18 protein-coding genes and 1 tRNA gene are annotated in these 20,961 nt (G+C 64.3%); 9 read left to right on the top strand and 10 right to left on the bottom strand.

The window, feature by feature from the left end; all coding sequences use genetic code 11:
* Positions 1-6 precede the first annotated feature (6 nt).
* Complete coding sequence (locus tag H3Z74_RS08105) at positions 7-1,293, bottom strand: aminotransferase-like domain-containing protein (protein WP_229726971.1); 1,287 nt, start codon at positions 1,291-1,293, stop codon at positions 7-9.
* Positions 1,294-1,463: 170 nt separating this feature from the next.
* Here H3Z74_RS08105 and H3Z74_RS08100 point away from each other — a divergent pair, with 170 nt between their 5' ends.
* Positions 1,464-2,786: an alpha/beta hydrolase family protein gene (locus H3Z74_RS08100; protein WP_187763389.1), complete on the top strand. Its 1,323-nt coding sequence runs from the start codon at positions 1,464-1,466 to the stop codon at positions 2,784-2,786.
* Between the two features lie 43 nt (positions 2,787-2,829).
* On the opposite strand, the gene H3Z74_RS08095 is transcribed toward H3Z74_RS08100, so the two are convergent.
* The 6 genes from H3Z74_RS08095 to H3Z74_RS08070 form a co-directional block, all read right to left on the bottom strand.
* Complete coding sequence (locus tag H3Z74_RS08095) at positions 2,830-4,341, bottom strand: tryptophan halogenase family protein (protein WP_187763388.1); 1,512 nt, start codon at positions 4,339-4,341, stop codon at positions 2,830-2,832.
* Positions 4,342-4,458: 117 nt separating this feature from the next.
* The gene (locus tag H3Z74_RS08090) at positions 4,459-5,787 is read right to left on the bottom strand and encodes a cation:proton antiporter (RefSeq protein WP_187763387.1); all 1,329 of its coding nucleotides are present in this window, start codon (positions 5,785-5,787) and stop codon (positions 4,459-4,461) included.
* A 524-nt stretch (positions 5,788-6,311) separates the two neighbouring features.
* Positions 6,312-6,635: a UrcA family protein gene (locus H3Z74_RS24860; RefSeq protein WP_390901788.1), complete on the bottom strand. Its 324-nt coding sequence runs from the start codon at positions 6,633-6,635 to the stop codon at positions 6,312-6,314.
* 112 nt (positions 6,636-6,747) lie between these two features.
* Positions 6,748-8,826: an ABC transporter permease gene (locus tag H3Z74_RS08080; protein WP_187763385.1), complete on the bottom strand. Its 2,079-nt coding sequence runs from the start codon at positions 8,824-8,826 to the stop codon at positions 6,748-6,750.
* A 346-nt stretch (positions 8,827-9,172) separates the two neighbouring features.
* Entirely contained in the window at positions 9,173-9,853 is a 681-nt protein-coding gene (locus tag H3Z74_RS08075) for an ABC transporter ATP-binding protein (RefSeq protein ID WP_187763384.1), read from the bottom strand.
* Positions 9,854-9,863: 10 nt separating this feature from the next.
* Entirely contained in the window at positions 9,864-11,117 is a 1,254-nt protein-coding gene (locus tag H3Z74_RS08070; protein ID WP_187763383.1) for an efflux RND transporter periplasmic adaptor subunit, read from the bottom strand.
* Positions 11,118-11,352: 235 nt separating this feature from the next.
* On the opposite strand from H3Z74_RS08070, the gene H3Z74_RS08065 reads away from it, so the two are divergent.
* The 4 genes from H3Z74_RS08065 (at position 11,353) to H3Z74_RS08050 (ending at position 15,075) form a co-directional block, all read left to right on the top strand.
* The gene (locus H3Z74_RS08065; protein ID WP_187763382.1) at positions 11,353-11,874 is read left to right on the top strand and encodes a response regulator transcription factor; all 522 of its coding nucleotides are present in this window, start codon (positions 11,353-11,355) and stop codon (positions 11,872-11,874) included.
* Positions 11,864-13,201: a sensor histidine kinase gene (locus H3Z74_RS08060; protein WP_187763381.1), complete on the top strand. Its 1,338-nt coding sequence runs from the start codon at positions 11,864-11,866 to the stop codon at positions 13,199-13,201. The genes H3Z74_RS08065 and H3Z74_RS08060 overlap by 11 nt, the downstream gene beginning before the upstream one ends.
* A 142-nt stretch (positions 13,202-13,343) precedes the next feature.
* The gene (locus H3Z74_RS08055; RefSeq protein ID WP_187763380.1) at positions 13,344-13,736 is read left to right on the top strand and encodes a hypothetical protein; all 393 of its coding nucleotides are present in this window, start codon (positions 13,344-13,346) and stop codon (positions 13,734-13,736) included.
* A 403-nt stretch (positions 13,737-14,139) separates the two neighbouring features.
* On the top strand, positions 14,140-15,075 hold the full coding sequence (locus H3Z74_RS08050) for a retropepsin-like aspartic protease (protein WP_187763379.1): 936 nt from the start codon (positions 14,140-14,142) through the stop codon (positions 15,073-15,075).
* 137 nt (positions 15,076-15,212) lie between these two features.
* Here H3Z74_RS08050 and H3Z74_RS08045 read toward each other — a convergent pair whose 3' ends face one another.
* Positions 15,213-15,644: a YybH family protein gene (locus H3Z74_RS08045; RefSeq protein WP_187763378.1), complete on the bottom strand. Its 432-nt coding sequence runs from the start codon at positions 15,642-15,644 to the stop codon at positions 15,213-15,215.
* Positions 15,645-15,886: 242 nt separating this feature from the next.
* Here H3Z74_RS08045 and H3Z74_RS08040 point away from each other — a divergent pair, with 242 nt between their 5' ends.
* A complete protein-coding gene (locus H3Z74_RS08040) occupies positions 15,887-16,501 on the top strand; it encodes a DedA family protein (protein WP_187763377.1) in 615 nt (204 codons plus the stop codon).
* A gap of 333 nt (positions 16,502-16,834) precedes the next feature.
* Here H3Z74_RS08040 and H3Z74_RS24760 read toward each other — a convergent pair whose 3' ends face one another.
* Positions 16,835-17,734 (bottom strand): EAL domain-containing protein, encoded by a 900-nt coding sequence (locus H3Z74_RS24760; RefSeq protein ID WP_326838808.1) that lies wholly within the window; start codon positions 17,732-17,734, stop codon positions 16,835-16,837.
* Positions 17,709-18,830 carry a diguanylate cyclase domain-containing protein gene (locus H3Z74_RS24755; protein WP_326838807.1) on the bottom strand — a complete coding sequence of 374 codons (1,122 nt, stop codon included), beginning with the start codon at positions 18,828-18,830 and terminating at the stop codon, positions 17,709-17,711. The genes H3Z74_RS24760 and H3Z74_RS24755 overlap by 26 nt, the downstream gene beginning before the upstream one ends.
* Before the next feature lie 172 nt (positions 18,831-19,002).
* On the opposite strand from H3Z74_RS24755, the gene moaA reads away from it, so the two are divergent.
* The 3 genes from moaA to H3Z74_RS08020 all read left to right on the top strand — a co-directional run bounded on the left by moaA (position 19,003) and on the right by H3Z74_RS08020 (position 20,915).
* Positions 19,003-20,013: a GTP 3',8-cyclase MoaA gene (gene moaA, locus H3Z74_RS08030; protein WP_187763376.1), complete on the top strand. Its 1,011-nt coding sequence runs from the start codon at positions 19,003-19,005 to the stop codon at positions 20,011-20,013.
* Positions 20,010-20,789: an NAD kinase gene (locus tag H3Z74_RS08025; protein ID WP_187763375.1), complete on the top strand. Its 780-nt coding sequence runs from the start codon at positions 20,010-20,012 to the stop codon at positions 20,787-20,789. The genes moaA and H3Z74_RS08025 overlap by 4 nt, the downstream gene beginning before the upstream one ends.
* A gap of 51 nt (positions 20,790-20,840) precedes the next feature.
* Positions 20,841-20,915 (top strand) — tRNA-Asn (locus H3Z74_RS08020).
* Positions 20,916-20,961 lie beyond the last annotated feature (46 nt).

Raw genomic sequence — 20,961 nt, 5'->3', positions numbered from 1 at the left:
AGATGATCATCTCGCGACTGCCAGGTCCAGCACGGCATCAAGACCCGTCGTCGAACTCGCCGCGTTGAACCGCGCGAAGCTGGACTGGCGCGGATCAGGGAAGAAAAGGCTGCCTGGCGCGACCAGCAGGCCCTTTGACCGGGCCCGCACTGCAACTTCGTCGGCATCGCATGCCAGATCGACCCATAGGAACATGCCGCTCTCCGGCTCTCCGCAGACGCGAAACCCGCGTGCTTCGAGCCGCCGTTGCAGGCTCGCGCGGGCATCCGCGACGCGGCGACGCAATTCGGCCGCCCGCTGGGCTTGCCCGCGCGCTGCAAGTATCTTGTGGATCAGCCGCTCGTTGATTTCCGGCGTGGTAAAGCCCGAAAGAATCTTTCGCTCGGCCAGCATCGCTGCATGGTCGCGGCGGCACGCAAGAAAACCAACCCGAGCGTTGCCCAACAGCGTCTTGGAAAAACTGCCGGCATAGATAACCTGATTCAGCCCGTCCCGCGCAGCAAGGCGGGTGGCCCCTTCCGCACCGAAATCGGAATAAATATCGTCTTCGAACACCAAAGTGCCGTGCTGCCGCGCCATGGCCAGGATGGCGTCGATCGCCGACATGGAGAGGGTGAAGCCGATCGGATTCTGCGCGGTCGCGCTCAGCACCAGCATCCGCGGCCGTTCTTCGGCGATCAGGCGCGCAAGCTGGCTTAAATCAGGTCCATCCGCGGTACAGGGAACGGCGATGACACGGGCCCGATGCGCGGCCAGGATGGCAAAGGCACCGAACCAGCTCGGCGCCGGCACCAATATGGTGTCGCCAGGCCTGACCAGCGTCCGAAGCACCAGATCGAGTCCATGGGTGACGCCCGTGGTCAATATGATCTGGCTGGCATCGGCCTCGATCTCGAGTGCTGCCAGCCGATATTGCAGCATCAGCCGAAGCGGCTCGAATCCCTGCGCCTTGCCTGCTTCCAGCAGCCGTGCGGGCGGCTCGCGGCCGATGGCCCGAAGCGCGGCCGCGGCGGCCGATCCGTTCAGCCAGCCCGCTGGCAGCACACCCATACCAGGCCCCTTCGCGGCAGCGGAGGCGAGCATGTTGTGCATCAGCCAGGCGAGATTGACCTGCGGCGGCTCAACCGTCGTCGGCTCCGCCCGCTGTGGTGCGCGCACATAGCAACCGGATCCGCGACGCGCTTCGATCAAGCCCGCGACGGCGAGGTTTTCAAACGCCGCGGCAACGGTGAACGGTGACACGCCGAGGAGTTGCGCTAGTCGACGCACCGAAGGGATGCGCTTGCCCGGCAAGAACAGCCGATTGCCGATCCGCTCTTCCACCCAGGCCGCGACCATCTCGGTACGATTGTGCGAAGCAAGCATCGGCGCGATCCAGTGTACCGGTGGAAACGATACAAAGTGTATCGGGACTGTACCGGAATGACCAGGTACCCACTCGAACGATGCAGTATGCGAAGACAATGGGAACGTTGATCCTGGCCGGGCTGGTGACGCCGCTCTGCGCTCTGGCCCAGCCCTCGCCCAAAGACCAACTCCCGACGCCGGCCGCCCAATGCGCACCGGCCTATTACCGGCTTGCCGACGGTTCCGGCGTCGATCTCGCGCCATCCGACGACAGCCATTATCGCTGGCGGAGGCTGGACGGCACCTCGGGATTGTTATCCCGCAAGTTGGACGGTGCATGGTCGAGCACGCTGGGCTGGACCGGGCGTGACGACGGAAAGACCGTCGACCTGTTGCGCTGCGACCGCGGCGAGATCCGCTTTGCCGACATGGTCGGCAAACGTCTGCCGCTCACAACGACGGAAAAGCGCTTCATCAGCGACGGCGCCGAACTTGCCGGTCGCCTCATCTTGCCCCTGGGACGGCGCGCGGTTCCGATCGTGGTGCTGGTCCATGGATCGGAAGACAGCTCTGCACTGCGTACCTATGCACTGCAGCGGATCCTTGCGGCGCAGGGCATCGGTGTGTTCGTCTATGACAAGCGCGGCACAGGATCCTCAAAGGGCGCGTTCACCCATAACATCCATCAACTGGCCGCGGATGCGCACGCCGCGCTCGAAACCGCCCGGTCGCTGGCCGGCGCGAGGGCTGGCCGCATCGGCTATTACGGCACCAGCCAGGGCGGCTGGACCGCACCGCTTGCCGCAACGCTTGGCCAGGCCGATTTCGTGATCGTCGGATATGGGCTCGCCGTGTCGCCCATCGACGAGGATCGCGAAGCGCTGAAACTCGACATGAGCCGGCACGGCTTCGGCGCTGCGGAGACCGCCAAGGCGCTCGAGATCGGCGCAGCCGCGCAGGCTATCGCCCGCGACAAATTCCAGTCCGGCTATGACGCGCTTCGCCTCGTGGTCGAGAAGTACAAGGGCGAGCCCTGGTTCCGCTTTGTACGCGGCAACATCACCGGGATCGTATTACAGATGCCCGAGGCCAGGTTACGTGAACAGGGGCCCCGCCTGTTTGCCGGGATCATTCCCGACTATGACCCGATGCCGGTTCTGCGCACGCTGAAGACGCCGCAGCTCTGGATCTTGGGCGCAGACGACATCGACGCACCCTATCTGGAAACCTATCGCCGCCTCATCGCCTTGAAGAAGGCGGGCCGCCCGCTCTCGGTTATCGTTTATCCCGGTGTGGAGCACGGTCTCTACGCCTTCGAAACCAGGGGTGAGGAGCGGCTGTCGACGCGACAGCCCGCATCGCTTCAACATCTTCTGACCGGTTTTGCGCGCGGAGAACCACTTGGCGGGAGCTATGGCGATGCGCGGGTGGATCGATAATTCGTCCGGAACAGACGCATTTCCAGGCAAGATCCTTGCGGGGTCAGATCGTAACCCGTTTCTGCGGTGATGCGACGCGACAATATTGTTCGACATAGGCCTGATGCGCCGGCAGCGTCGCGACGGTTCGCGCGACATTGTCGCGCAGAGTCGAGAGCAGCCTGTCGAGTTCATCCTCGCCCAGCTTCTCCGCAATCGGGTGATAGGCCCGCGGCATGATCCCCTGCCCCATCATCACCTGCACCCAGCTGTTTTCCGCGAACAGTTCCTCGTTCTTGCGAAACACACGACCGGTCTCACGGAACAATTCGATCTTCTGAGCAAGCGAGTCCGGGATTTCCATGTCGGCGCAATGCCGCCAGAACGGGCTGTCGCGGCGTTCGGTTGCCTTGTAATGCAGGATGATGAAATCGCGGATCTGCGTGATGTCCTGCAACTGCTGTTCGTTGAATTCGACGGCATCGCGTTCGCTGACCCGCCCGTTCGGCATCAGCCGGATAACGCGCAGCACGGCGCGCTGGATGAGGTGAACGGTAGTCGCCTCCAGCGGCTCGACGAAACCGCCCGCCAGCCCGACCGCGACGCAATTGCGGTACCATTGCCGCCGCCGCACACCGCCCTTGAAGCTCAGATAGATCGGGTCGATCAACGGCTCGCCGACACTTGAAACCAGGCGATCGAGCGCCGCATCGCGCGACAGGTAGCGGCTGCAATAAACGATGCCGCTGCCCATGCGGTGCTGCAGCGGAATGCGCCATTGCCAGCCCGCGTCATGCGCGATCGCCTGAGTATAGGGCTGCGGCGGCCCGAGATGCTTGGTCTGCAGCGCGATGGCGGAATCGTTCGGCAGCCAATGGGTCCAGTCCTCGAACCCGGCATGGAGCGCGCCTTCGATCAGCAATCCGCGAAAGCCTGTGCAATCGACGAAGAAATCGCCTTCGATCCGGCGCTCATCCTCCAGCACCAGCGCCGCGATGTCGCCGCTTTCCCCGTCGAGTTCGACACGAGCGATCTTGCCCTCGACGCGCGTCGTCCCCTCCGCCTCGGCCAGCTTGCGCAGATACCGGCCATAGAGCGTGGCATCGACATGATAGGCATAGTTCATCCGGTTCTCAGGCAGATGCGCAAACTTGCCCTGAAGCCCGGCGACCAGTTCAAGGCAATAATCGTCATAGGATTGCTGATGTCCACGCGTCTGGCCATGAAGCCAGAAATGCTGGAAGCCCGCCGACCAATGATCCTTTCCCGACGAGCCGAAGCTATGAAAATAGCGATCGCCGTCCTGCTTCCAATTGTCGAACAGAATGCCCAGTTTGAAAGTCGCCTGCGTCTCCCGCATGAATTCGGGTTCCGGAATGCCCAGGATGCGGTTGAAATTCACCAGCGGCGGGATGGTTGATTCGCCGACTCCGATCGTGCCGATCGCCTCCGATTCGACAACGGTCAGGTCGACCGCACGGCCCAGCGTCCGTGAGATTGCCGCCGCCATCATCCAGCCTGCGGTACCACCGCCTGCGATCACGATCCTGCGTGTTTGCCTGCCTGCACTGGTCATTGCTTGACAGATCCCTGGGCCATGGCGGCGTCTCTGCCGTCGAGGATATGGTTGCCGAACATATCGAACCGAACTCCGTCACTTGGTTTGAAATCCACGATCCTCCATGACCGTGCTTCACGCATCCCGCTCCCGGACCGAAGGCCAGGCGGCCGGGGCGCCGGATCGCGCGACGGTCTCCTCCTCTTCGTTCAGTGCACCGAGCATACCGCTGGCCCGCGCCTTTCGACCATAGACCAGTTCGAACAACGGCGACGCCATCAACGTCGTGACCAGCGCCATGATCACCAGCATAGAGAACAATGCGGGCCCGATGATCCCCTTTTGCAGGCCGATATTGATGATGATCAATTCCATCAGCCCGCGGGCGTTCATCAATGCGCCGACCGCCATCGCAGTCGGATTATCCTGGCCGGTCAGGCGAGCGGCCGCCCAGCAGGCGCCGCCCTTGGCAAGGATCGAGCCGGCAAGAATCACACCGGCCACCGCGGCGAGTTCGATACTGTTCACCATCGAGAGCTGGGTGTTCAGGCCCGAAAAGGTGAAGAACATCGGCACCAGCAGCGCGACCGTGAATGGCTCGAGCTGCTTCTTGAGCTCATGGCTCAGCATGCCGCGTGGCATCGCCACGCCGAGCAGGAAGCCACCGAATACAGAATGGAGACCCGCAGCATCCATCGCCCAGGCGCTCAGCATGAACAATGCGATGACCGTGGCGAGCAGGGGCGGCGTGATCCGGCCTTCGCGCTCGGCCCAGCGCGCGAGCGGCGCCAGCACCCTGGGCCCCATAGTCAGCATGAAGAAGGCGAACAGGCCGCCGCCGATGACTGCCTTCATCGCCAGCGGTGCTCCGCCGCCAAAGCTCGCCAGCACGATCGCCAGCACCGTCCAGGCACCGGCATCGTCGATCGCGCCTGCCGAAAGGGACAGCGAACCCAGCGGTGTCTTCGACAATCCGCGCTCCTGAACGATCCGCGCGAGCACAGGAAAAGCCGTGATCGAGATCGCCGCGCCCATGAACAAGGTCGCCTGCCCTGCGCCGATGCCCGTTCCGAACAGGCCGAGGTTCAGCAGCCACGGCGTGAGTCCAATCGCCACCAGAAACGGCGCGATCATGCCCGACAGCGAAACCGCCACCGCGCTGCGCGCGTTGGATTTGAAATGGTCGGTGCGAAAGCCCAGGCCGACCAGGAACATGTACAACCCGACGCCGAGTTGGGCGCCGACATACAGGACCGATTTGGTATCCTTGGGAAACAGCAAATGCTGCAGATCGGGCGCCAGCAATCCGAATAGCGATGGGCCCAGGACGATGCCGGCGATCATTTCGCCGATCACCTGCGGCTGATCGAAAAAGCGCTTCATCAGCCAGCCCATCACCCGGCAAGCAGCGACGATGACGAACATCTGCAGGAAGAACGCGACGCTCAATTCAGTCGGGCTCATTTCCCCCTCTCCCGGCTCGCCGCCCGGCTTGCGCGGGTGGTTCTGAGGGTCAGAGGAACAACGAACCTGTCATGGGACAAGCCATTTTTTGGCTCAGCCACGGCAAGGCAGTTCGATTTTCGCCATTCTCCCGCGATCTGTTGCCAGCAGGGCACAATGTAGTGATGTACCTACATGAGAACGTTATCAATCTACTCGGCCGAATCTTATGAAGACGTCTTTTACTGCGGAAAAAACCCGCCCCTGTCAGGCGATTCGCGACCTACGCACCCAGACGGACCGTCATGGATCCGATTGGAAGTCATCCAACGCTGGTTTTCATTTCGGCAAAGGGAAACTCGGCACGATCGACAGCCTGGCTCGCCCGCCTCGCGCCAGCGATATGGGACAATAGGGTGTAACATATCTCCCGCCGTCCCTCCTGTAGCCCCGTGGTCGCAGCGATCGACCATCAGGGAGGTCGAGCATTACATCGCTTGCCGGACGGATACCGGCGTACGCTTTCTCAGTTTACCTTGAGATCGCTACTCACCTCGCCTCCCCGCCTGATAGGCCCGGCGTACGCGTGCGGGCATGCGTCGTGCCAGCATGATCCCAGCCACACCCGGACAATTGCCGCTATTGGCAAGTCCCAGAGCAAATATCCGCTCGTAATCCCGCGGATCATAGGTCCGGCAGAAAGACGCGGCCGACTGGGCGACACGTGCGGCCAATGCGGCACGTCCGGCCGCCGTCTCCAGTGCCAGGTCATGATAGACAAGTCTCAAATCCGGCGCTTGCCGATCGAGTTGTCCGCGCCCCACGCACGCTGTCAGGAGCAATATCGGGAGGAATACAGGACACTTCATGGGTCATCCTTTTTTGTTTTCGGGCAAGCCAGGGGCGTCGCGCGAAACACGCTGAAATCTGTGTGGAAGGGTCGGAAGAGTGGCGGTCGGTCGAAACGGCTACACCACCGCCTCATTCATAGCGCAGGGCATCGATCGGTTTTGCGCGTGCCGCAGCGAGCACGTTCACCAGCACCGCGGAGATTGCGAAGACCGCCGTGGCCGCAACCACAGCACCGAGCAGCCATAGCGGCACATCGACCCGCGACGCGAACTGCTCCAGCCAATGGCGCATGATGACGGTGCTCAGCAGGATCCCTATCGTGCACGCCACCAGGAATGGCGTGAGGAACTGCCACAGGAGGAGATGGACGATTGCGCCGGTCGAAGCTCCCATTGCCCGGCGAACGCCGATCTCCTTGGTGCGCCGGTCCGCGGTGAATGCCGACAGCGCGAACAGCCCCATTGCGGCGATGACCAGCGCGACCAGCGCACAGGCGCCGGTCACCCACCCTTGGACGATGGCGGTCCGGTAGCGATGCCGCTCAAGCTGCGAGAGCAGTTGCGCTTCAAGCGGAGCGCCGTCGCCTATGGCGCGCCAGAGCCGTTCGAGGCGACGGCGCACATCGGGGATCATCTCCGGGCGGGTTTCGACGGCCAGGATGCCCGCTTCGGGCGAACCCGCATTGTAGACGAGTTCGCCGGCCGGGCTCAGCACGCTTGCGGCGACATCCGGCACGACTCCGATGATCGTGTGAGGGACGGGTGCCGGGTTGACGCCGACCTGCAGCGAGATCCCGATCGGCTGGCCGATCGCGGCACGCGGAGATGCGAAGCCGAAGTGCCGGGCGGCAGTCTGGTTGAGAACGACCTCCCGCTTCGCATCTCCGCTTCCATGGTCAGGCGAAAAGACGCGCCCCGCGAGCGGCCTTACCCCGAAGGTACCGAAGAAATGCGCGTCGACATCGACGAATCCCGGCGTGAAGCGCTGCCCGTTGCGGTTGATCGCGGTGACCGCGCCTTGTGGTCCCATGTTGAGCGCGCCCACCGATGCGCAGCTGGCCTCGCGGACCCCTGGCAACTCACGCGCCGCCTGCGCGAAGCCGGAGCGGCAATTGGCCGCGACCGTGAGTATGGGTCCGCGACCGGCGCCAAGCGCGCTTGCGATGGCCAGATGCGTCTGCCGATAAATGGTGATCGTCGCCACCAGCAGGCCGGTCAGGATGGCGAACTGGACGACCACCATCGCGCGTCCGATCCACACCGTTCCACCGATCCCTGCAGGCCCGCCGCGCAGCGCCACCGATGGCGTGAACGACGACAGGACGAGCGCCGGATAGAGGCCCGATGCCACCCCGATCACCAGCCAGGCGGCCAGCAGCGGCATGAGAAGCAGCGGCTCCCGCGTCAGGTCGAACGAGAGCGACAGGCCAAGCACGCCGTTGACCGCGGGCAGCACCAACTCGACCACGCCCATCGCCGCGACGAGTGCGATCAGGGTCAGGGCCAGGCTCTCGCCCAGAAACTGCGCCAGGAGCTGGCCTCGGCCGGCGCCGCATGCCTTGCGCACCGCGACCTCGACCGCACGACGACCGGCGCGGGCCGTCATCAATGCGACATAGCTGGTCGATGCCATGATCAGGATGAGAGCGCCAACTGCACCGATCGCGACGACGATGGCGGGGTCTACGCTCGGCTTGCCGTGCGGACTATCGTCCGCCGGCCCGAAATGTATATCGGCGATCGGCAGCGCATAACCGCCGACCTTGGTGCCGCTCGCCGCCGCCATCGCCTGAAACGGGCGGATGATCTCGTCGAGCACGGGCTGCAGGTCCGCGCGCGTCACGCCGGGCCGGGCCCGCACATAAGTGACGATCGGCGCCTCGATCGTCGGCACCGGGCTCGCATCCGCCCGCCCGAGCGGCGAGGTCGCGCCACGCCCCGAGGCGATGAACTGCAAGTCGAGATGCGTTTCGGGCGGCAAATCCTCGATCACGGCGGTGATTTTGAGCCGCCGTGCGGCCCTTTTGGACTCGACGATCTCGATCGCTGCGCCGATCGGCGCGTCGCGCCCGAACAGGCGCAGGGCAGCACTGCGGGTGACCACGATCGTATCGGGCTCGGCCAGCGCGGCGTCGAGCGCACCTGCAATCGCGGGGATCGGCAAGACCCTGAAGACGGAGGGGTCGGCCCAGACAGAATCCGCTCGCACGCGCAGCCCTCCGATCGCTGCCGGCGCGAATGACCGGCGCATCCTGATAAAGCCGCGCCACGGCTTCGACCCGGTCGGTTCGTACCGCCAGCGCGCCGGCCAGGACCGAGGGCGTCACCGCCGAAACCCGTTCCGGCTGGCCCGGCTGCGCGACCGTGGCGGTCATCCGGAACACGCGCTCATATCCCGGGATGAACTGTTCATAGGCATATTGCTGCCGCACGAAGAGCCCGATCAGGATCGCCGCGGCGAACGCCAGCGCGAGCCCGACCAGCGTCACCACCGCATAGAGACGGTTCAACGCGAGCGCGCCGAAGGTTGCGGCGAGAAGGTTGCGCAGCATCGCTCAGGCCCCGAGCTGAGTCTGGCTGACGATCCGACCATCGAGCAGCTGGATTCTGCGATCCGCCTGGTCGGCTTGCGCGAGCGAGTGAGTAACCATCACGACCGTGGTGCCGCGTCCGACCGCATCCTTCAGCAATTGCATCACCGCCGCACCATTGGCGCTGTCGAGATTGCCGGTCGGTTCATCAGCAAGGATCAGGCGGGGAGCACAGACGATTGCGCGCGCCACCGCCACGCGCTGTTGCTGGCCGCCCGACAATTGCTTGGGGACATGGCGTGCGCGATGCCGCATGCCGACCTGGTCGAGCGCCGCCTCGATTCGCTCACGCCGCTCGCGTGCGCCGAAGCCGCGATAGAGCAATCCGAGCTCGACATTCTGCACGACCGTCAGTTCGTCGACGAGGTTGAAGCTCTGGAACACAAAGCCGATTGTCGAGCGCCTGACCCGGGTGAGGTCGCGGTCGCTCGCCTGGCTGAGGTCTTCGCCGAGCAGTTCGGTGCGCCCCGTATCGGCGCGGTCGAGCAGGCCGAGAATGTTGAGCAAGGTCGATTTGCCGCACCCCGATGGCCCCATGATCGCGACGAACTCGCCCTCGGCAATGTCGAGCGACACGTCGCTGATCGCGTGCGTACGAACATCGCTGGTCTCATAGGCCTTTGAGATCGCCTTCACTTTCAGCATGGTCCCGCTCCTATCGAAGATTGATGTGCTGATATTGCTGCCAGCCGTCATAGCTGGAGCTGATCACGCGCTCGCCGGGGATCAATCCGGCCAGTATCTCGACCTGATCGGCATTGCGCCGCCCGATCCGGATCTGTCGCCGCTCGGCGGAGCGACCGTCCTGCGCCACGACGAACACCCATTGCCCGCCCGAAGCCTCGAGAAAGGCACCGGCAGGAAGCAGGATCGCCGCGTGGTCCGCACCCAGCGACAACCGGCCGCGCACAGCCTCCCCGGCGACCAGGTCGGCGGGTTGCTGGGCGTCGAATTCAAGGTCGGCAACAAAGGCACCGTTCTTCACTTGCGGATAAAGCCGCGTCACGACCAGTGCCGTCGGGCGGCCTTTGACATCGACTTCGGCGCGCTGCCCGACCCGAACCCGGCCGAGATAATATTCGTCGATGCTGGCGGTGACGCGGAAACCCGTATCGAGTGCGATCTCGCCGAGCCGGTCACCGCGGTTGCGGTTCTCGCCGAGCTTGAGATCGAAGGCCGACAAGCGCCCTCCCATCGGCGCACGGACGATAAGGTCCCCCAGCTTCGCCCGGGTCACTGCAAGACTCTTGTGCAAGGTAGCGAGTTGCGCCTCGATTTGCGGCTGCTGGAGCGCGCGCAGCCCTTCCTGACGCCGGCTGCGGGATATCTGGATCATTTGCCGGTCGTCGACCGACCGCAATTCGTCCTTGAGCCGGTCCATCGCTTCGCCGGTGACGAAACCACGCGCGGCGAGCGGCAGGCGACGGCGCAAGGCGCGATCCACCCGCGTGCGGTCGTAACGGATCAGGGCGAGTGCCTGCGCATTGTCGCTGCGATTCTGTTCGAGTTGCTGCTGATAGGCCTGGAGCTGGGTGATCGATTCGATCAGGCGTCCTTCCTGGGACAGGATGTCGAGCTCAAGTGTGGTGTTGGTGAATTCGACCAGTGGTTGCCCGGCCACGATCCGGTCGCCCGAACGGGCGAGCACGCGCCGCACGCGCCCGCCTTCCACCGCGTCGAGATAGATCGTGTCGCGTGGCACGACGCTGCCCAGCAGGCTGGTGGTGTCGCGAAACATGCCCCGCGCCACGCGGTCGACTGCGACCTGCCCGGCAGGCACGGTGAGCGAAGGCGTGGCGAAGCGCCGGACGCTGATCGTGGCCACGCTCATCAGCACCACCAGCCCCGCGGCCACCGCCACGACGCAACGGCGGCGGTGCAGCCAGGATTGCCGAAGCGGCTCGTCCATTGCGTCATGATCTCCTCATGACGGTCAGTATCGCTCGGGCCGGGATGAATTTGAAATCTGGTGAATAGAAAGACTTAAGCGAGATCACGCGCCAAACGGGCGCCGCCGGTGTCCGACTTCGGACAGTCCGCCAACGCGATTCGGATTGTTGTGCGCGCAAGCCCCTGCTTTTGCTGTGGTTCCGCATCGTCTCCGCATCCGATACACTTTGGCGATGGAACCCGTTGGTCGAATATTGCTGATTGAGGACGACGCGGCGATTGCGCAGGCGATCCGTCTCGCGCTGCGTAACGTTGCCGAGGTCGCGTGGTTCGCCGCGCCGGCGGAACTGCCTGCGCCCCTTCGGCTCGACGGTTACGACGCCGCGCTGCTCGACATGAATTTCACGCCGGGCGAGCGCGATGGGGAGGCCGGACTGGACGTGATCGACACAATCCGCCGTACAGACCCCAGCCTGGCGATCGTCATGCTGACCGTGTTCGGCGGCGTCACGCTCGCAGTCGAAGCCCTGAAACGCGGTGCCTCCGACTTCCTGCTCAAACCATGGCGTAACGACCGGCTGGTCGCAGCGATCGGGACCGCCGTCGCGCTGACCGCCATGCAACGAGCAGGCGCCGCGATGAGCCTTGAGGCGATCGAGCGGCACGCGATCGCACAGGCGCTCGAGCGCAATGACGGCAATATCAGCAGGGCGGCTGCGGCGCTGGGCCTGACCCGGCCGGCGCTTTATCGGCGCATGGAAAAACATGGCCTTTGAGCTGAGACGCCGTTGGACCTTCACGGCGCAGCTTGCCGTGCGCGGGCTGATCGCCGGATGCCTTGGCGCCGCCGGCCTGACCCTGATCGCTACCGGCCGTCCGGTCCTCGGCATCATCGCCTGGGTGCTCGCCATCCTGGCCGCGATCGATCTGGTGCGCGTCGCGGCGATCGCCGAGCGCGCGACACGCGACCTGATCGATCAGCTATCCAGCGGGGCCGACGACCTTCCCGCCGGACTGCCGCCCAGCTTCGCCCACCTCGAGGCGTCGATCATCCGGGCGATCGATGCGCGGCACGATCGCGAGACATGCCTGCGCGCGCGGATCGACGCTGACCTGGCGTTGCTCGATACGGTCTCCGCGGCGATCTTCGTGACGGGCGACGACGGAGTCATCGTGCAGAGCAATCGCGCCGCGCGCGCGCTCGCCACGTCGTCGCCGGGCCGTTTTGCCGACCATCCTTCCCTGCTGCCGGAGGACGTTCGGGCGCTATTGAGCGGCCGGCCCGAAGCGGGGCGGGTCATTCGCCTGGCCGATGGCCGTGCTGCCCATGCCTCGGTCGCGCTGTTCGACCTGCCCGATGGCACGCGCCGGCGCCTCATTGCGCTGCACATCATCGCGGAATCGCTGGGTGCGGTGGAAATCGACGCCTGGCATCGCCTCAGCCGGGTGCTCGCGCACGAAATGATGAATTCGCTGAGCCCGGTCATCTCGCTTGCCGACAGTCTTGTGTCGCTCGCGCGTGATCCGGATGCCGACCCCGATCGCAGCCAAAGCGCTGCCGCCGCGGCGACAATTGCGCGCCGCGCCCAGCATCTGATGGGATTCGTCGAGCGCTATCGGCAATTGCTCGCCATGCCCGAACCCGAACTGGCGCAGGTGCCGCTCGAGGAATTTGCCGAGGACCTGGCAGTGCTCACGCGGGCGCTCGACACGCGCGTATCTGTCCGCACGATCATCGAGCCACCCGATCTGACGGCGCGGATCGATCGCGAACTGATCGAGCAGGCTCTTCTCAATCTGCTCAAGAATGCTGTCGAGGCGTGCCGGGAGTGCGAACAACCCGTCGTCATTCTTCGCTGCAGCGCCGACACTGGCGAGGTCGAGATGGCGGTCGAGGACAATGGCGTCGGTCTGCCGGACACGGTCGAGGACCTTTTCCTGCCCTTCTTCACCACCAAGGCAGACGGCGCCGGCATCGGCCTCGCCATCGCCCGGCAGATCGCTGTCGCACATAATGGCAACCTTCTCGCCAGGCGTCGGACGAAGGGCTGTATCTTCGCGCTGCGCGTTCCAGCTGACGCGCCCCGCCACGACGCCTCCTGATCAGGGTTTCGTTTCATGCGCCGCAGGGTCAAGGATTGAAGACCTCGCAAATGCCTTCCCACTGCCGCGAGCCATATCGAAGGCGCATATTGTCGTCCGCCCGTTCATTTTGCGGTCAGGCTTATCCGGTCTATAAGAAGGCATGACCCATTTGACGCTGCGGCACTTTCGAGCCCTCCCGACCGCACTTGTCCTTGTCGCGGGAACTTCCTTCTGGTCGACGGCCTCGCTGGCGCAATCGACGCCGGCCGCGACCACAGCACAGCCCACACCATCCACAGCCACCGATGAAATTCGCCTGACGGACGCGCAGCGAATGGAGATACTGAATAATAATACCGAAGACAGCGCTGCTGCTGCCCGCGGCGAGCGGCTGGGATCGGGAATTGCCGGGCGGGGCATTCATGGAGAGGTCGGCGTCATGATCGGATCGCATGGCACGCGCAGCGTCTATGGCGTCGCGGAAATTCCTCTTGGCGATAACGCGGGAGCCATCGTCTCGTTCGAAAGCAGCCGCTTCGGCTATCCACGCTAACGTCCGTTTCCACTCTAATCTCTCGATCACCCGGCCATACTGGGCCCGGGCATCCGGCGCTATCCGCCGCACCGAAGGCCTGCTTGTCCTCACCATCTGGCGTCGCTGCGATTAGCGCGGCCGGGGTACGACGCGGCTCCTGCCCCGATCATCGACAGCCATAAGCGGCGCGCAATGCGCCGATCGCGTTGCTGATTGATCAGTCCTCCACTGGACGATGCCCGCTGTCCGATTTCGTACAATCGCTGTCCGAAACTGGACAGTTGCGATGTGTGCTGCGCGCCAGCGAGCCCCTCGCGCTTGACCTGCCAATTGGCACGTTTCCTGCTCAGCTCAAGGCCTATGTCGAAGTAGCGAATACGGATCAGGCCGCGACGAAATATCTCTCGAGGAAGGTATCGCGTTGCATAGGCGACCGCACTTCCGACCATCAACGCTTGATACCGAAAGTGAAGGGTTTTGCATGAGATTCGGTTTTGCCGTTGCTGCTTTTGGCGTGGCCTTCTTTGCCGCAGCGCAATTTTACGCGGGTCCCGCCGTTGCCCGCTCGCCGGACGCCGTTATTCCTGACAGCGGCAATATCACCCTGTTCCAATCGCCCGGGCGCGTATTGATCATGATGCGAATTGGCGACGGCGAACTCGTGCCCATGGTGTTCGATACAGGATCAGACGGGCATTCGGTCGATCGCCTGCTCGTGAAGCGTCACAAGCTGAAGCGGATCGGAGCGGCTATCGAGCTCGACGGCACGACCGGCAAGACACGCAAACTGCCGCTGGTTGCCGTCAACGACATCACGCTTGGCGGACTGAAGGTGGGAAGGATCGACGCGACCGCGCTCGATTATGACCGGAGCGACGCGATGGGGATCATTTCTTCGGAGATGTTCACGGGCAGCCTGGTCTATCTCGACCTCGCCAATTCGCGTGCTCGTCTAACACCTCGCGGGACCAGCCCGGTGCCTCCGGGGCCGGCGACCGACTATGTGGAAGGCATTCCCAGCATCCAAATGGTCATGCCCGACGGATCGTCGCTGCCGGCGCATTTCGATACGGGATTCAATGGCGCGCTGAGCTTGCCGGTTTCCATGATGAACAAGGTGCCATTGATGGCGCCTGCGCGCGTTGTCGGGCGCTTCAAGTCGATCAACACCGAAGGAGAGGTCTTTGGTGGCCGCATCCGCGGCAAGATCCGCATCGGGCCCGTCGAGCTTGAGAACCCAGATGTGACGTTCCTTGGCGATCTGGCCAATATCGGTCTGCCGGTCATACGGCAGGTAACGTTGGTGATCGACCCACTGCAGAAGCGCAACTGGGTCCTGAAATCTGGTGCCGATTGACGCTCGCAGGCCGTTTTCAAGCCTGTGGCGGGCGTTCGTGGCCCGTTTGCTCGCCCGGCGTTACGCAACGTCCCAGCCAAGGAAACATCGCTGTCACCGGCAGGCGCGGCGAGCAATGCCGGGCCATTTTCCGCTCTCTAGGAACTATGATCCGCCACGATCTGCCACCCTTTTCCCGCTACCCGCTCGAACACCAGCGACGTCGGCCCGCTCTGATCCCTCGCACCGTCGAACTTCAGCGTGTACCGCGCGATCAGCAGCGCATGGGCGGGGTCCAGCAGCCGGAAATCCAGTTGCTCGAACGCCAGTGTCCCGCGCTTGGCATCGGCCGCGAATCGCGGCGCGTAACGCGCCATGATCGCCTTGCGCCCGCGCACCAGCCCGTCGCTCGCGACGAAGCTCGCCTCGTCGGCATAGATCGACGTGAAGCGCACCAGGTCACCCTGGTTCCAGCCCTTGGCGCTCTCCCCCATCGCCGCCATTACCCCGGCCTGGGCTTCGGTCGCGGAGGACGCGGCGTCGGGCGCGACCAGCATGATCACTGCCAGTCCGAATGCGGGATTCAACATGCTCGCCCTCTCATTGATCGCTACCGTAATCGCCCTGCTTAACCCTGCCGTCGTGGCGAGTCATTGGCGCACTTTCCCAATCAGTGGCGCGACCCGCGCGAATATCCGCGATTGGCGGACGCGATTCCGCCGCTTACAGCGCATGGCACGCTCCGTGCTTCGCGCACCGCGCAGCAACGGGATCAGGAAAAGAGAATGCCAGGCCGATCGACAGGACAGACCGCGCAGTCGGAGCGCCGCATATGACCCACGCGATCGAGGGCATCATCCCCATCGCCAGCATCGCCTCTTATGGCCTGCTCGGCGCGGCCTTGCTCGCCCTGGCGGAACGGCTGATCCCGGTGGTGCCATCCTATGGCTTGTTCATCTTTCTCGGCAGCTCGATGGTTGCCACACCGATCGACCTGGTCCCCCTGATCATCGCCACCACGCTCGCGTCCAGCCTCGGTGCGGTGTGCTGGTACGGCCTCGGCCATGCCTTGGGTGAAGAACGCACGCACAACCTCGTCAAGCGCTTCGGCCGCTATGTCTGGCTGCGCGAGCCGGTCTATCTCTCGCTGTCCGATCGCTACAGTCGCAACGCCTTTGTCGCGACGTTCATCGGCCAGACCATTCCCGTCGTGCGCGTCTATCTGTCGCTCCCGGCCGGCATCCTCGCATTGCCGCTCGTCACCTTCACGCTCGCAGTGCTCTCGGGCAGCGCCCTGTGGGTGGGCGCCTTTATCAGCCTCGGCTATGGTCTGCATGTGCTCGGCTGGAACCCGTGGATCGCGACCTTGGTCGCGGTGTGCGTGCTGATCGTGCTTGAATGCTGCATCCTGTGGCTGGTCCGGCGACGCAAGGACACCCTCGCCTAGGGCGACGCCTTCAGCGCCGATTCAACGATGACATCGATCATGACAAGGTCGAGCCGGACGGAGCTCCATCACGTTCCGGCCCGCTCTTTCGCATGGTTGAGACCAGAAACCGGCACGTCTTTCATGCTGTTTCACCGGAAAACAGCATCCTGCCGCTGCTGTTATGTGCTGTTTTCATGCTGTTATCGAATAACAGCATGAGAAAGCAGCAAGCACATGAGAAACAAGCGGAATTTTTCGCCGAAAATCCAACATAACAGCATCGGAAAAAATCACGCGCACAACAGCGTGGAACAGCAACGATTGCCCGGCGCGACTCCGCCGATTTTGTGTTCAGATCTTCGCCTGTGCCTCGACCAGCCGGAGCAGGGTCACGACATCCACCGGCTCGGAACACAGGAAGCCCTGGTAATATTGGCACCCTTCCTTGGCCAGCAAGTCGAGCTGCTCGGTCGTCTCCACGCCCTCGGCGATCACCGACAGACCGAGCGAGCGCGCCATGTCGATCACGCCGCGCACCACCACCCGGTCGCGCACCGTTCCGGTGATGTCCTGCGACAGCTTCTTGTCGATCTTGAGATAATCGAGCGGCAGGGATTTGAGATAGGCCAGGCTCGAATAACCGGTGCCGAAATCATCGATCGCGATCCGGCACCCGGCACTGCGCAAGGTGGCGAGCAGCGTCGCGGCAATGCCGAGATCCTCGATCAACCCGCTTTCGGTGATCTCCAGCGTCAGGCGACGCCGCGGAAAGCCGCTCGCATCGATCCTGTCGAGGAACAGGTCGGCAAAGCCCGGTCGTGCAATGTCCCCGGCGGTCAGGTTGAGCGACAGCCGCAATCCGCTCAATGCGGCAGGCCAGGCGGTGGCGCGCGCCATCACGATGCGCTGAATATGGTCCGACAGCCCGATCTCGAGGTCGGCCCGCGCTGCCGCGGCGAACAGGGCGTCGGCGCCAATCATGCCGAGCATCGCATGATCCCAGCGCGCCAGTGCCTCGACCCCGACGATCGCTCCGGTCGATACCGACACCTGGGGCTGGAACAGGATGTCGATATCACCATGCTCGATTGCCTGGCGCAGTTCGGCCGCCAGGCGGTCGACCGGTGCGTCCTCCTCGCCGGCCTCGGCGACACGCACCGTAGCACTGTCGGAAGCCTTGGCATCGGCCAGCGCCTCGCTGGCCCGGCGCAACAGGGTTGCGGCATTATCCTCCTCGCCGCGCTCCGCCATGCCGATACGGCAACCCAGCACTGCGATCAGAATCGCCGACCACGAAGGGTCGCGCCAACGCGCTGGCGATATGCTCGACCGCCAGGTCGATGCGCTCGCGCACGCCCTCGCTCGCGACGAGATATTCCGAACCGCCCATCCGCGCGACCAGGGCGCCGCGTTCGAGCGTCTCGCGCACGATCTCCTCGATCCGGCGAAGCGCGGCACGCAACAGGCCGTCCCCCGCCGCGCGGCCATAGGCGGTGTTGACGACTTCGAATCGGTTGAGCGCGACAAGCAGGACGGTGAGCGGCCCGCCCTCGGTCTGCACCAGCCGCCGGTCGATCCAGCGTCGCGCCCCGCCGGCGTCGCGCGTACCGGACAGCGCATCGCGCATCGCCGCAACCGAATCGGGGGCGCTGCCGAGCGGCTCTACCAGCGCATCGATCCGCCCTGCCTTCGCATCATGCTGAAGGTGCTGCACCACCCGTCCGACGCTGTGCAGGTCATGCGCAAAAGCGGTCGCATGGCGCGCGGGCGATAGCCTGCGTAGCGCGGTCAGCGCCGCGCGGCGCTCCGGTGCATCCAGCGTCCGCAGCAAGGCGCGCGGCGAAGGTTCCTCGTCGATGTCGAGCAGCCGGGCAAAGGCCGGGGTCAGCACCATCGTGCGGCTGCGCAGGTCGAGCCGCCAGCCAAGCGGATCTGGCGGCGCACTCGCGCGCCATTCTCCCGCCATGCGTTCGGCATGTCGCGAAGCAAAGCGCAGTGCCTGCACGAACTCAGCCTCGGTAAAGGGACTGGCGAGAAAATGCGTCGCGCCGGCATCGTAGAAACGCCCGATCGCATCGACATCGCCACGCGACACCAGTGCCAGCATTGCGCCGCCATTCGAGCCGATCATGCCGCTCAGCGCCGCCGCCGCATCCAGTCCTTCGCTCAGCGACCCGCGCGCATCGATCACCGCGACCGGCGCGCCGCTTCCCAGAAAGCGCCGCCCTACTCCTGCGGCGCGGCGCGCGGCTACCACGCGCCAACCGGCGGCGGCGGCGATCGCGGCGAGTTCGTCGCGCTGGCGGAACGACAGGATGAAAAGCGGGGTGGGCGATGTATCGGTCACGGCACGCACCCCTCCCCTTCGTCCCGCGCCCGTTCGCAGTACAGCCCCTGCTCTTACCGACGTTTATAAAGGAAGAACAAGGCTTCCCCGAGCATTACCACGCGCTTCCTGCACACCGCATAAACGGTGAACGCCCTTGTTCCCGGCTCGACGAAGGCCTAGCTCTTGCCGCATGACATGCGCGCCCGCCCTGAAGGACCGCCACGGCCGCACGATCAGCTATTTGCGGATCTCGGTCACCGACCGCTGCGACCTGCGCTGCCGCTATTGCATGGCCGAGCAGATGACGTTTCTGCCCAAGGCAGCGTTGCTCAGTCTGGATGAGATTGCGATCATCGCCGAACGCTTCATCGCACGGGGCATTACCAAGATTCGTCTGACCGGCGGCGAACCCCTGGTGCGCCGCGATGTCGGCGACCTGGTCAAGCGCCTCGGCCGGCATATCGGTGCCAAAGGAGCCGAGGGTGGTCTGAACGAACTGACCATGACCACCAACGGCAACCGGCTCGCCGAACATGCGCCCGCGCTGGTCGATGCGGGCATGCGCCGCATCAATGTCAGCCTCGACAGCCGCGACCCCGACCTGTTCCGCCACATCACGCGTCATGGCGATGTGGCCCGCGTAATCGACGGGATCTTTGCCGCACGCGATGCGGGACTCGCGGTGAAGATCAACATGGTCGCGCTGAAAGGCTGGAACGAGCATGAGATCGCGCCGATGCTCGCCTGGTGCAGTGATGAAGGACTCGACCTGACGCTGATCGAGACGATGCCGCTCGGCACGGTTGACGAGGACCGCACCGATCGCTTCCTGCCGCTGACCAAAGTGCTGGACGAGCTGAAAGCGCAATTCCCGCTCGTCCGCGACACGCACGACAGCGGTGGGCCGGCGCGCTACTGGCGCCGAGCCGACAGTGGCACCCGGCTCGGCCTCATCTCGCCGCTCACCGCCAATTTCTGCGACACCTGCAACCGCGTGCGCCTGACCACGGAGGGCATTCTCTACACCTGTCTCGGTCATGACGATCAGGTCGATCTGAAGGCGATCCTGCGCGCCGAGGGCTTGCCGGGGCTCGACGCAGCACTCGATGCGGCGTTGCTTTCCAAACCGGCGCGGCATGATTTCGACATCGCCGCCGCGACTCCCGCGGTCGCGCGCCATATGAGCGTCACTGGCGGATGAGCGACCTGCAACGGCGTGCACTGGTTGCCTCGCCCACCCCGCAAGCCCAGGAGGCGGCCAGGGAGCTGGCCGACGCGCATGACTGGGTCCATCCCGAGGATGCCGACCTGATCGTCGCATTGGGTGGCGACGGGTTCATGCTGCAGACGCTCCATGCGATGCTCGAACGGCGCAAGCCGATCGTGCCGGTGTTCGGCATGAACCTCGGCACGGTCGGTTTCCTGATGAACGAATGGCAGCGCCACGGCCTCAACGACCGACTTGCGCGGACCAAGCCGTTCAAGGTCACGCCGCTCGCCATGACTGCAGTCACGGTCAGCGGCGACACCTATTCGCTTCCCGCGATCAACGAAGTCTCGCTGCTGCGCGAAACGCGCCAGACCGCGAAGCTGGAAATCACGCTCAACGACCGGATCGTCATGCCCGAACTGGCCTGCGACGGCATATTGGTTGCCACACCGGCCGGATCGACCGCCTATAATTTCTCCGCGCAGGGGCCGATCCTCCCGCTCGGCTCGAATCTGCTCGCGCTGACGCCGATCAGCCCATTCCGCCCGCGCCGCTGGCGCGGCGCGATCGTGCCCGACAAGGCGCGAATCAGCATACGAGTGCTTGAGCCCGGCAAGCGCCCGGTCAGCGCGGTCGGCGACCAGCGCGAAGTGCGCGATGTTGCCCGTGTCGACGTGGTCATCGACCGCTCGCGCGAGCTGACCTTGTTGTTCGATCCGGAGCACGCGCTCGACGATCGCATAACGATGGAGCAATTTGCTGCCTGAATGGTCTTGCATCCTCAATTCAGCCAGTTATAGAGCCGCCCTCCGCTTCGTTCCCTGATAGCTCAGCGGTAGAGCTCTCGACTGTTAATCGAGCGGCCGTTGGTTCGAATCCAACTCAGGGAGCCATTTTCCGGATCTCGGGGCAAAGCGCCCCGGCTGGTCAACGCAATTG

The sequence above is a fragment of the Sphingomonas alpina genome (assembly GCF_014490665.1).
Taxonomy (GTDB): Bacteria; Pseudomonadota; Alphaproteobacteria; order Sphingomonadales; family Sphingomonadaceae; genus Sphingomonas; species Sphingomonas alpina.
The sequence above is the reverse complement of the archived record's forward strand: the minus strand, read 5'-3'. Positions and strand labels throughout refer to the sequence as shown.